Origin of the sequence: Synechococcus sp. R55.3, from assembly GCF_047461975.1 — a bacterium.
In the GTDB taxonomy this organism is placed as follows: Bacteria; Cyanobacteriota; Cyanobacteriia; order Thermostichales; family Thermostichaceae; genus Thermostichus.
Window position 1 is genome coordinate 1 of sequence record NZ_JANSIG010000009.1, and the last position, 11,757, is coordinate 11,757.

An 11,757-nucleotide genomic window follows, 5' to 3' on the forward strand; every position below is an offset into this window, starting at 1 on the left:
TCTAAAAAAACCAACTTCATCCTCTTTCCTCTATAAATTACTCTCTCTATCCTAACATAAGATCAACACGACCTAGTCAACCTGCTTACCTTACTCAACTGGAACACTCTGCCCGGATGGCTTTGGCTGCTCCTTTGGGGATCCTCACTGGCCGTGGTGATGTACTGGCAAAAGCGCTGGCTGCAGCGGGATCAGGTGGGTTTTCCCGATGTCATCATGCTGGCGCGTGCAGATACGACGGTGGTGGAATGTAACGAAGCTTGCCAGAAAATCTTGGGGGATTGGCGGGGCAGGCGCTGGATCGACGTGCTGCCGGCAGAAGAGCAAGAGCAGGTGCGGCAAAAGATAGCCCAGCTCACCCCTCAGCAGCCTACCTTCACCCGAGTTGGCAGGGTATCGGATGCGTCGGGGCAGGTGCGGTGGTTTGAGTGGATCAACCAAGGCATTTTTGACCGGCGGGGCCGCTTGCAGTTTATTCGCGGCGTGGGCCGAGACATTACCGAGAAGAAACAGTTGGAAGAAAACCTGCGGCTGCGGGAAGCCCAACTGCGCACCTTGTTGGATGCCCTGCCATTGGCGGTGTGGGCCAGGGATCCCCAGGGAGTGCTAATTTTGCAAAATGCCACTGATCGCGCCTGGTTTGGCGATCTGCTGGGTACTTCTCTGGAGGAGGTGGCTCAGCAACATCCCCACTGGCCGGAGTACACCTCTCAAGTTCTATCCGACGTAGAGCGGCAAGGGTTTTGCCAATTCGAAGGTAAGGAAATGATTCAAGGCCAGGAGCGCTACACCTATCGCTTCGCTGTAAAGCTTCAGGATCAGTCTAAAGGATTAGGACTTCTCGGCATTGTCCTAGATATCACCGAACAAAAGCGGCTGGAACAGGAGGTGTGGGAACAAGAAGAGCGTTTTCGCGCCTTCCTCAACAACAGCCACGACATTTTGTGTCGTATCGATGCCCAAGGTCTGCTGCATACCTTAAATCCTCCGGCTGCTGAGAAAATTTTGGGGCGTGCTCCCAATCAGGGAGAGGCCGTACCCTTGGATTGGGTTCACCCCGAGGATCGGCAGAACGTTGCTAATGCTCTTGAGCAACTCAAGGCTCGACCTGGCGAGACACTCAGCTTTATTTACCGGGCCCAACACGCCGATGGCCAGTGGGTGTGGCTGGAGAGCTTCTGCACCAATCTTTTGGAGGATCCCTCTGTGCAAGGGATCGTTTCCAGTACCCGCGATATCACCCAACAAAAGCAGGTGGAACTGGCTTTGCGAGAGAGCGAAGCCCGCTTCCGAGAAATTGTAGAGGCTGTACCGGTGACTTTCTTCCTACAGTCGGCAGACTTTAGCCGCGCTCTTTACAAAAGTCCTCGTTGTGAACAGATTTTCGGATATACACCAGAGGAGCTTTATCGCCAGCCGGATCTGTGGAAGGAAAGGATCCACCCAGAGGATCTGCCAAGAGTGATGGAAACCCTGTCTCTTGCCACCCAAGGCAAAATGTCAGTTACCTATCGGATTTTCCACCCAGATGGCAGGCTGCGCTGGTTGCGTACCTCTTGTTACCCTGTCTTGAACGAGCAGCAGGAAGTCGTTCACATCGCAGGCATTACCGAAGATATTACGGAGCAGAAAGAAGCAGAGCTGGCTCTACAAGAAAGTGAGGCCCGGCTTAGGGCCATTCTGGATGGGATCCCTTTTCCCATCTTTCTCAAAGATTTGGAGGGGCGCTACTTACAGGTAAACACTGCCTATTTGCAGCAAGGGTGTAACCAGGAAGAGATCCTCGGCAAAACCGATGCCGAACTCTTTCCGCCAGAAGATGCCCTCAAGTTTCGAGAGCAAGATCAAAGGGCTATCCAGTCCCCTGATCCGATTAGCTGTGAGAGTGTCGTTTCTCGTAACGGTCGAGAAATATCGAGGTGGGTCACCAAATTTGCCCTGCGGGATCAGCAAGGGGATCCCTATGCCGTTTGCGGTGTTGTTGTGGACATCACCCCCCTCAAAGAAGCTCAAGAAGTGCTTCGGCAAGAGGCAGAGCGGGAGCGACTGTTGGGGGCCTTATTGCGGCGGATCCGCCAAGCTTTGGACTTGCAAACCCTCTTGGAAACAACGGTTGCGGAAGTGCGAGAGTTTCTCCAGGTAGATCGGGTGATGATCTACCGACTGCAGGGAAACGGGGGTGGGATTGTGGCCGCCGAGTCGGTAGCGGATCCCTGGCCCAGCCACCTGGGCCGCTACGTGTGGGATGAGTATTTCCAAAGGGATCCGTGCTATCGCAAGTACCAAGAGGGCTTTGTCCAGGCAGTGGGGGATGTAGCAATAGTAGCAATAGCCGATTTGGATCCTTGCTATCGGGAGTTGCTGGAGTCTTTCCAAGCCCAAGCCAACTTGGTGATCCCGATTCGGCAGGGTGAGGCTTTGTGGGGTCTATTGGTAGTTCAGCACTGCCAATCCAGCCGCCCTTGGCAAGAGTGGGAAATCCGGCTTTTACAAGAGCTGAGCGATCAATTAGCCATCGCGTTGCAACAGGCCCAGTTATATGAACAACTGCAAGCCCTCAATCAAACCTTGGAAGAAAAGGTTCGGCAACGCACCTCTGAGTTGCAGCGATCCCTGCAATTTGAGGCCCTGCTGAAACGCATCACTGACCGGGTGCGCGACTCTCTGGATGAAGCTGAAATTCTCAACACCGCTCTGCGCGAGCTGGGAGAAAACCTAAATGCAGATGGCTGCGATATTGGCCTTTACAACGCCGATCTCACCCTTTCCACCATCAGCTACGAGTATTGTCCTCGCTTGGGGTCGGCCTTGCATACTTGTATTCCCTTTGCCCAATATCCAGATCTCTACGCCCAGTTGTTGCGAGGAGAGCCCTGCATATTTTGTTTACTTCCTGACGCCCCCCGCCAAGGATCAGTCTTGGTCTGCCCTCTGCGGGATGGGGAGCAAGTCTTGGGGGATCTGTGGGTTTTTCGCAGCAGCGAGGAAAGTTTTGATGAGCAGGAAATGAATCTCGTAGCTCAAGTGGCCAATCAATGTGCTATCGGCCTAAGGCAGGCGCGCCTATTCCGAGCTGCCCAAGAGCAGGTGCAAGCCCTGGAGCGCCTTAACCGCCTCAAAGATGACTTTATCAGCACCGTCAGCCACGAGCTGCGCACTCCTCTAGCCAGCATGAAAATGGCCCTGAAAATGTTGCAGATGGCTCCCACTGGGGAGAAACGAGCTCAATACTTAGCCATTGCAGAGCGAGAATGCCAGCGGGAGATCGAGCTCATCAACGACCTGTTGGATCTGCAGCGGTTGCAGTCCGGGACCTACGCTCTAAGTGTGCAAACCCTCACCTGGCGGGAGCTGCTAGGGGATCTGTTAGCCATTGCCGAAGAGCAGGCCCGCGCCAAAGGGCAAACCTTTCAAGCCAGCGTTCCCCTGGAGAGCTCCATCACGACGGATCCATTACTTTTGGGGCGGATCCTGCGGGAGTTGCTGCACAATGCCGTTAAATACACTCCGCCCCAGGGATCCATCCGCTTACAAATTGAAACGGAAAACCGCCAAAGCCATATCCAGGTCAGCAACAGCCAAGAGATCCCCTCTGAGGAGTTAACTCGCATTTTCGAGCGCTTTTACCGGATCCCTAAGAGTGATCCCTGGAAGGAAGGGGGCACCGGTCTAGGCTTGGCCCTAGTGAAGCAAATGGTGGATCAACTAAGGGGATCCATCGAGGTCAGCAGCGCCGCCGGCTGGACAACTTTCACGCTCCACCTGCCCCCTCTGCCCCAGTTTTAAAGGTTGAGCGGATCCCTGGGGACTCCTGCTTTGCGCTTGCGCTTTTCCAGGTTGGTTTCAAAGTAGCGATGGTTACGCAGATCTGGCAAGATTCCTGCCTCAGAAACTTAGCCCTTAAAGCGGCGCAGCGCCGATTTGATCCCTACCTTAGGGGTTCTCTCCCCCGGTACCTCTGCACAGCCCGTCTTATTGTAAGTTCTGTAGCAACAGATACGGAAATAGTTCCCAACACAGATGCTCATCTCGGCCAGAAGAGATAGAGGCTGAGTATTCTGAGGGTTGCTGTCGTATCCGGGATCTGGATTGGCCGCCAACCCAACCTTCTCAATCTGGTCACGCTGCCGAAGACGCGAGGCAGAGAGGATTTGTTGCAAGTAAGTTTCAATTCACAACTTTTTCTTAATAAGTGATTTCGGTTCTTGAGGATCTGGCTTACTTTGTTACCTGTAGAGTGTTCCTTGCCAAAAACCTATGAGCATTGTTGCCCAAGTCATCGCGCAGTCGGACGCGGCTGATCGCTTCCTCAGCAGTGCCGAGATCGCCAAGCTAGAGGATTTCTTCAGCAAGGGTCAAGTTCGCATCCGAGCCGCCCAAAAGTTAGCAGAGAACGAGCAAAAAATTGTCCAGGAAGGCAGCAAACGGTTTTGGGCCAAATGCCCCAACACCCCCAGCAATAAGGGCAACCCTCAAAAAACTGCCCTCTGTCAACGAGATCAAGGCTGGTATATCCGCTTGGTTAGCTATTGCATCTTGGCAGGCAACGATAAGCCGCTGGAAGATATCGGCTTGAACGGCATGCGAGAAATGTACATCTCTTTGGGCGTGCCGCTACCCAACCTGCGGGTGGCGATGAGCTGCCTAAAAGAGGTAGCTGCCGGCATTCTTTCTTCAGAGGAGATGGCTCTAGCTGCCCCCTACTTTGATCGACTGATTCGCGCTTTTTGAATCGATGAATGGATAGACAAATCGCTGCCCTCTCGCTCAGTTTTAGAGTTGAGGCGCGCTACTCCTGCCTCTGTGAGCTTGAGGTTTCGGCTGGCTTTGCGAGCTTGACCTGCAAGCTGTGAAGTTGTCTTAAGTTGCAATCCATAAGAGTTCTCACAGGCAATGCCTGAGCAAGCGGTGCAAGGACTCCGTCCCGCTAACGCGAACAGCATTTGCCCAATTGCCTCAAGAAATCAGTCCCTACTAGTGCTTAGAGGAGAAAAATCCATGAAAGATACCATCACTTCCCTGATTAACCCCGCCGATGAGAAAGGCTCTTACTTAGATGCCGCAGCTCTGGAACAATTAAATCGCTATTTCCAGAGTGGCAACATGCGCGTCAAGGCGGCCAAAACCATCAGCTCCAGCGCCAGCAGCATTATCAGCAAAACGGTTGCCAAGAGCTTGCTCTACGGGGATATTACCCTACCGGGGGGCAATATGTACCCTACTCGGCGCTACGCGGCTTGCTTGCGGGACCTGACCTATTTTCTACGCTATGCCACCTACGCCATGTTGGCTGCCGATCCCTCAATTTTGGATGAGCGCGTGTTGCAGGGTTTAAAAGAAACTTACATCACCCTCGGCGTTCCCATCGATCGCGTCATTCAGGCCCTCAATGCCATGAAAGAGGTCCTGACCGAAAGTCTCGACACAGAGGCAAGTCAAGAAATGGCCGTTTATCTTGACCATATCATTGCCGGTCTGAGCTAAACGTGCCTGTATTTTTGAGGGCTCACTGAGGAGCTATCTATGAATGCCAAAAAGATGCACCCATCGGGCTACCCCTGGTGGTCAGGTAACGCTCGATTGATGAACCTCTCTAATACTTTTATCGTGGCGCATGTGGCCCATGCGGCCTTGATCATGGCTTGGGCGGGGGGCTTTACCTTGTTTGAGCTGGCCAAGTTCTCGCCAGAGCGGCCTATGTACGAGCAAGGGCTGATTTTGCTGCCCCACTTGGCCACATTGGGGTGGGGGGTTGGCCCCGGTGGCCAGATCGTCAATACCTTTCCCTATGTGGCCATTGCCTCAATTCACCTGGTGGCTGCCGGCGTGTTGGCTGGAGGAGCCTACTTCCACCAAACCCAACTTCCCCCCAGCTTAGATATGGAATTCGGCAGGGCTGCCAAGTTTCACTTCACTTGGGATGATGCCAAAACGTTGGGAGTGATTTTGGGGCACCACCTACTGATTTTGGGCCTGGGATCCCTATTGTTGGTGGCCAAGGCGATGGTGTTCGGGGGGCTGTATGACGCCAACACCGGTCAGGTACGCCTGGTTACGGCTCCAACTTTGGACTTTGCCACCCTTTGGAACTACCGCACCCACCTGTTTGATGTCAATAATTTGGAAGACTTGGTGGGGGGCCATATCTATGTGGGAGCTCTTCTCTTGTTGGGAGGGGTGTGGCATATCCTGGTTCCGCCGTTTGAGTGGGTTAAAGCTCGCTTTCTCTTCTCAGCAGATGGGATCCTCTCCTACTCTCTATTCGGCATCGCCCTAGCCGGTTTTGCGGCTTCTTACTACTGTGGGTTTAACTCGCTGGCCTACCCGGTGGAGTTTTACGGCCCCACCCTGGAGCTGAAATCCGCCTTTACTCCTTACTACTTCGATCCAAATCAAACGGGAGCGTGGAACTACTCCTCAAGGGTTTGGCTGGCGAATGCTCACTTCTACTTAGCCTTCTTTTTTCTACAAGGATCCCTGTGGCATTTTCAGCGAGCGATGGGATTTGATGTCGGCAAGATGCTGCAGCTTTGGCAGCAGAGTCGGCAGGAAATGACCTCTCAGTCGGTGTATCAGGTTCAATTTCAGTGCCGACCTCAGCCTGACTTTGCAACTTTTTACGAGCCGCCCTTTGCAGGTCCAGAGCCTCTATCTGTATCTCCCGAGGATATCTACTGGTATCAGCCGCCAAAGGCTCCCAGCTCCAGATCTCTATCGTTGATAAACGGCGTTCGGCAAACTCTCTATGAAGTGAACTACACCCTTAGGAGGTGGATCTTCTACGAGCCCGCAAGAGAGAAGATAGCTTTCAATCGTTCTGACTTAAAGGCAGATTATGGTTCGCGCAAGTCAAGGGCTGATTTCTCGAAGTTTGCTCGATCTCTGCCCAAAGTCTTCTACGAGCCGAGCAGAGTTCAGGCTTAACCTACCTGGGATTTGAGGGGGTTTGGCCCTCAGGAGAGGTGATTACCCTGCCTGGGGGCTTTTTGCTTTGCTAGGGCTCCGCAGTGTGGGCTAAGGAAGGGAGTACCGATCTAGACTTGGCCTTGGTGAAGCAAATGGTGGATCAACTGAGGGGATCCATCGAGGTCAGCAGCGCCGCCGGCTGGACAACTTTCACGCTACATCTACTCCAATTGTTGCAATTCTAACCCCTACTCCACCACTCGCCCTCGCTTGGGGATTTGGGATACAGTACTGGTAGGGATCCTGAGGAGCTTTGCCTAAACCTATGACAACTCGCCTGGCTCCGCCTCTTACCCTTGAAGACTTCCTCAAGTTGCCTTACATAGAAGATTCTCCGGCGTGGGAGTATGTGGATGGAGTTGCCATTCAAAAACCGATACCCAAAGCCCGCCACTCCATTTTGCAAAAACACCTTGTGGCCGAGGTTGATGGCAGCACCACCGGCTATACTGCCCTGCCCGAATTGCGATGCACTTTCGCCGATCGTTCTATTGTTCCCGATATTGCCGTAATCGCGTGGGATCGAGTTTACCCAAGTGAAACAGGCGAGCTAGAGGATGACTTCACCTCAGCACCCGACTGGATCATCGAAATTCTTTCACCTGGTCAAAGGGTAAGCCGTGTAATTCATTGCCTCAAGCATGGCAGTCAATTGGGGTGGATGGTTGATCCAGATGATTACTCTGTTTTGATATTTGCCCCTCAACAAGAGCCAGAAATTTGCCGAGGAGATCGCCAACTCAAGGTCATTGACGGGATCCAGCTAGCATTGACCCCGCAGCAGATCTTTAGGATGGCTGAAAGTTGAACAAGCTAGACAAGCCAAAAGCTGCAGACGATGATCTTCCGGTTTCTTCCTCGGGTAGAACTCGGCAGGGATCCTCTTTGGTGGGCGGCAAGAGAGGTAGCTGCTAGATGGCTGGGTTTTGGGTGAGCTAGACCCAGCGGCTCCTGCGAGCTTTCCAGTCCAGTTTCTGATCGAGAAGAAACTCCAAGTGAGGTAGATAGGCTTCGTAGCTGTGCTCTCCTGAGCCAATTAAGTGAGTGGCATTGAGGTTCTCGATTCTGGGGTGAAACTCTTTAATCGGCTTGATCCCACAGGGGCTGCGGTTGAGGGAAGGGACTTTGAAGACAAAGGCTAAAACCGCGTCATCTTCGTTGTAAATATTCACCAGCTTTCCGGTAATATTTTCTACATGCAGGCTCCAGTGCTTATCGGCTTGCCTTCTAACAGCACCGCTGAGCAGAATGATGTCCTTAAGGCGCCGATTTGCAGTTTGAGGCCAACCTCGCATAACGTAGTAGGCTATCCTTGCTCCCAAAGAAAACCCCATCAGCGTAATCTGCCTTTCTGGCAAGGAGGAGAGCAAAGGATAGGCGTACTCAAGCCCCACTTCTTTAGCCTTTGCTTTGTGAGCTTCCCAGTGGGCAAGCAGTCCTACCCCAAGTTTAAGAGTGGACAAAACCAAACTTGCCGGGTTGGAGGCATCCCACCAAAGGTAGTACAGGGATCCCTTCCATCCAGCCCGTCGGATCGTCTCCCACAATAGTCTTTTTCTCCAGGGTTGAGTTTCACCCTCGCTGAGAAAACCATTGATAAAAACCAGAGCTTCGTCCCAACCTAGAGAGGGTTCAATAGGGATCAGATAGGGCTCATGATGGACAACTTCTTCGTGAAAGACAACTTGGGTAGTGGCTTTACTGGTGTCAAAGAGAATTTCCTCACCTTTCTTGGTGATCTCAATGGTTGTGCCTACAGTAGTTTGCCCGACTTTCCCGATAACCTGGCCGGCAACCTTACTGGTGCCGAAGACTATCTCTACAATTTCTCCCCCGACCCCGACAGAAGCTTCAATAGCCTGCTGAAAAATGTGGGAAAGTTCTCTCATGTTTCTGATTGCCCAAAAGCTGAGACCAACAAAAGACTCAGATTGGAGCGTACTTTGGCATATCCTACCCCCGCCGCATGGCGGTAACTCCTGTGGGATCCAGAACTTTGCCCCGTTCCACCTCGGCATAGACCAGGTAGCGATCCCCGCAGTCCATCCAAGTTTTCACACGGCACTCCAGGTAAGCCAGCGCTTCCAACAAAATGGGGCAGCCATTCTCGGCAGTGGCCGTGGCCAAGCCGGCAAACCGATCTTCTCCAGGACGTTGAGGCCGCTGAAAATGCCGTTGCAAGTGACTGCTTTTGCCTTCCCGCAAGATGTTAAGCACAAAAGGCGCCTGGGGATGGGTCAGCAGTTCGGCTTCTTGTTCCTTGCTCACCGACAGGGTCAGCCCCGGCGGATTAAAGCTGGCCTGGGCCACCGACCAGGTGAGGAAGCCGCGGCGGGTCTCTCCTTGCAGGGCGGTGACTACACACAGGGATCCCACCACCCGGCTCAGGGCTTGCCCAACCCGATCCGCCTGAGTTTCGCTGCTGGTTTGGCGAGGGGCGCGGGCTCGTTTGGCTTTGCGCAGGGCCTGAGCAAACTGGGATCCCGCCTCTTGACAGGCTTCCAGGATTTCAGGGGTGGGCTTAAACTTGGCGCGGATCGTCTCAAACCCCAAGGAAAAGCCGGCATTGAGCAACTTACTCTCGATGAGATCCACCGCTTCTCCGCTCCAGCCGTAGGAGCCGAAAACCCCGGCCAATCGGGTGGTGGGAACTGAAGAAAGGATGATGCCAAGGGCGGTTTGGATCTGCACAGGAGGATGGCCGGCCAAAGTCGGGGATCCGATAACAAACCCTTGGCAGCGCTCCAGAGCTTGGGCGATCTCTTCCGGGGTGGACCATTCGCAGTTGATCCGCTCCACCTTAACGCCGGCTCGCTCCAACCCTTGGGCTATAGCCATGGCCATCAAGCCTGTATTTCCGTAAGCGGAAGTGTATAGGAGAGCTACCCGCTGCTCGCCGGGATCCTCCTCGCACCAAGTGTGGTAGTCCAACCGCAACCGCCGCAGGCTGTGGCGCACCAAGGGGCCGTGGGCAGGGGCATAGATTTGGGCGGGAAATTCTTCCAACTTGGCCAGGGCTGCCTTCACCTGGGGCAATTGGTTGCGGTGCAAACAGTCGAAGTAGTAGCGACGGTCTTCGCTAAGCTGCCGCCAATGTTCGTCAAAAACTTGCTCATCGCACACATGGGCGCCGAACAGCTTATCGGTGTAGAGGATCCCGGTGGCCGGATCGTAGGTACAGAGGGCATCGGGGTGGCGGGGCGTGGGCACGGTGCGAAAGTGCAACTCATGCCCTTCCCCCAGATCCAGGCGATCCCCATCCCGGATGACCCGCAAACGGAAAGACTGGTCGCCATTGTAGAAAATGCCCAGATCGGCGGCTTCCTCTTCGTCGCGACTGCGGGGCAAGGGATCCATCTCTTCAAAGGCGGCCCGTAGCGTAATGGATCCCGGCTTGGAGCAGAGCACCATCGCGTAGGGAGCCAGAGGCAATAGGGCTTTGAGAGTGGCAATGCGGTTAAAGTTGACGTGGCTGAGCAAAATAAAGTCCAACCGCTGTAGGTACTGGTGTTGGGCCAGCTCTTCTAAAAAGATGCTGGTGAACGATTCCCCCGGAGGATCGATGAGAAGGGTTTGGCGGGCCTGGATGAGGTAGCTATTGGCAGTGGTGCCCCGTTGCCGAGCGTATTCCAGCTCAAACTTCAGGCGATCCCAGGTGCGGGAGCGGAGAACCAACGTGGACGGGCCGATAAGGGCAACTTGGACATCGCGGGCGGGGATCTTGCTCTCCATAGCAGCCTCCGATGCGGTATCTGTCCTCACCTTGCCACGAAACTGGAGGAATGGGGATCCCTTTTCAGAGTTTCGGGAGAACAGGGGTTGGCTTACCCAAAAGTTGGGTCTGAAGCCCCGTTCTACCCCTACGCGGAACTCAACCAGTAGGGCGGCTTTTGTGCTACAGCAAATACAGTGGCGAGAAGACTCAACTGCCCAAAAAACCACACGACTGTCTTAAAGCTGTTCACGCAGTGTTGCTAAGAAATACCAGTAATTAAGAATTTTCTCCCTTTGGGACAGGGAGTATTCAAGTTTTTGGCCAGCGAAAGGAAGAGGCTAAGATCGGCTTGTAGCGTGTTCAGGCTGCCTATGTCTGCCCGATCCAAGTCCAAAGTGGAAGCCCCTGCTAAGGGGATGGATCCCCGCCAGTTTACTGAAGCTGATGTGGCGGCAATTGCAGAGCGGTTGGAGCGCAATGAGTATCCGACCGTCTTTGGCTGCTTGGAAGACTGGCATGCCCTTCGAGCCGTTGCCTTTTATGCTCCCCACTTGGTGGCTCCCTATGCACACCTGTTGGAGTGGGAAGTGGATGAAGATTAGGACTGTCTTCGCAGTTCCGAAGGGATCCCAGTGCTCAGGCCGACGAGGGGGGAGAATTTCCGTCAGAGCCTTGCCTGCGAATCAGGTAGCGCACTTCTTCAAGGAGAACGTTGAACCTCTGATCCGTTTCCGCTTGCCGTTGGTTGATGGCCTGGATGGCGCGTTCGTGCTCTCGTTGTAGAGCGGTGAGGGTGACAAGAGCTTGAGTCACTTCCTCTGCCCACTCGGCAAGGTGAGCTAAGTCAGAGCGGGTCTCGCTGACAACTTGCTGTAGCTCTCGCAAGCTTTGAGCCTGAGCAGCAGCTTGTTCAGCAAATTCGGCGCGGCTTTCTTGGATGGACTGACGCAGCTCCTCGATTTCCCGCAGACGGGCGGCGTTCTCCTCGGCAGACTGGGTGCGGCTTTCTTGGATGGACTGACGCAGCTCCTCGATTTCCCGCAGACGGGCGGCGTTCTCCTCGGCAGACTGGGTGC

7 protein-coding genes and 3 pseudogenes are annotated in these 11,757 nt (G+C 54.0%); 6 read left to right on the plus strand and 4 right to left on the minus strand.

Annotated elements, in window-relative coordinates; genetic code table 11:
* Positions 1 to 159: 159 nt before the first annotated feature.
* Positions 160 to 3,786 carry a PAS domain S-box protein gene (locus NW849_RS02460; protein ID WP_414355797.1) on the plus strand — a complete coding sequence of 1,209 codons (3,627 nt, stop codon included), beginning with the start codon at positions 160 to 162 and terminating at the stop codon, positions 3,784 to 3,786.
* Here the strand turns inward: NW849_RS02460 and rpsU are convergent.
* Positions 3,783 to 3,926, minus strand: a pseudogene (gene rpsU, locus NW849_RS02465) (30S ribosomal protein S21). The gene NW849_RS02460 and the pseudogene rpsU overlap by 4 nt on opposite strands.
* A 331-nt stretch (positions 3,927 to 4,257) precedes the next feature.
* Between rpsU and apcD the strand changes: the two are divergent.
* From apcD to NW849_RS02485, 4 genes and pseudogenes are all read left to right on the plus strand, one after another.
* Positions 4,258 to 4,731: an allophycocyanin subunit alpha-B gene (gene apcD, locus NW849_RS02470; protein ID WP_099812040.1), complete on the plus strand. Its 474-nt coding sequence runs from the start codon at positions 4,258 to 4,260 to the stop codon at positions 4,729 to 4,731.
* Positions 4,732 to 4,998: 267 nt separating this feature from the next.
* Positions 4,999 to 5,484: an allophycocyanin subunit beta gene (locus NW849_RS02475; protein WP_099812041.1), complete on the plus strand. Its 486-nt coding sequence runs from the start codon at positions 4,999 to 5,001 to the stop codon at positions 5,482 to 5,484.
* Between the two features lie 39 nt (positions 5,485 to 5,523).
* Positions 5,524 to 6,510: pseudogene (locus tag NW849_RS02480) on the plus strand (chlorophyll a/b binding light-harvesting protein); the annotation flags it as partial.
* 721 nt (positions 6,511 to 7,231) lie between these two features.
* Entirely contained in the window at positions 7,232 to 7,774 is a 543-nt protein-coding gene (locus NW849_RS02485) for a Uma2 family endonuclease (RefSeq protein ID WP_414355761.1), read from the plus strand.
* A 127-nt stretch (positions 7,775 to 7,901) separates the two neighbouring features.
* Here NW849_RS02485 and NW849_RS02490 read toward each other — a convergent pair whose 3' ends face one another.
* Both NW849_RS02490 and NW849_RS02495 read right to left on the minus strand, forming a co-directional pair.
* Positions 7,902 to 8,855, minus strand: coding sequence for a DUF726 domain-containing protein (locus NW849_RS02490; RefSeq protein WP_414355762.1), 954 nt, complete (start codon positions 8,853 to 8,855; stop codon positions 7,902 to 7,904).
* 64 nt (positions 8,856 to 8,919) lie between these two features.
* On the minus strand, positions 8,920 to 10,698 hold the full coding sequence (locus NW849_RS02495) for a flavin reductase (protein WP_414355763.1): 1,779 nt from the start codon (positions 10,696 to 10,698) through the stop codon (positions 8,920 to 8,922).
* A 354-nt stretch (positions 10,699 to 11,052) separates the two neighbouring features.
* Here NW849_RS02495 and NW849_RS02500 point away from each other — a divergent pair, with 354 nt between their 5' ends.
* The gene (locus tag NW849_RS02500; protein WP_414355764.1) at positions 11,053 to 11,283 is read left to right on the plus strand and encodes a DUF2555 domain-containing protein; all 231 of its coding nucleotides are present in this window, start codon (positions 11,053 to 11,055) and stop codon (positions 11,281 to 11,283) included.
* Positions 11,284 to 11,317: 34 nt separating this feature from the next.
* On the opposite strand, the pseudogene NW849_RS02505 reads toward NW849_RS02500, so the two are convergent.
* A pseudogene (locus NW849_RS02505) lies at positions 11,318 to 11,757 on the minus strand (hypothetical protein); the annotation flags it as partial.

Coding starts and splice junctions, on each gene's coding strand:
- apcD (WP_099812040.1), top strand. CDS start 4,258: ATGAGCATTGTTGCCCAAGTCATCGCGCAGTCGGACGCGGCTGATCGC.
- NW849_RS02460 (WP_414355797.1), top strand. CDS start 160: ATGTACTGGCAAAAGCGCTGGCTGCAGCGGGATCAGGTGGGTTTTCCC.
- NW849_RS02500 (WP_414355764.1), top strand. CDS start 11,053: ATGTCTGCCCGATCCAAGTCCAAAGTGGAAGCCCCTGCTAAGGGGATG.
- NW849_RS02495 (WP_414355763.1), bottom strand. CDS start 10,698: ATGGAGAGCAAGATCCCCGCCCGCGATGTCCAAGTTGCCCTTATCGGC.
- NW849_RS02485 (WP_414355761.1), top strand. CDS start 7,232: ATGACAACTCGCCTGGCTCCGCCTCTTACCCTTGAAGACTTCCTCAAG.
- NW849_RS02475 (WP_099812041.1), top strand. CDS start 4,999: ATGAAAGATACCATCACTTCCCTGATTAACCCCGCCGATGAGAAAGGC.
- NW849_RS02490 (WP_414355762.1), bottom strand. CDS start 8,855: ATGAGAGAACTTTCCCACATTTTTCAGCAGGCTATTGAAGCTTCTGTC.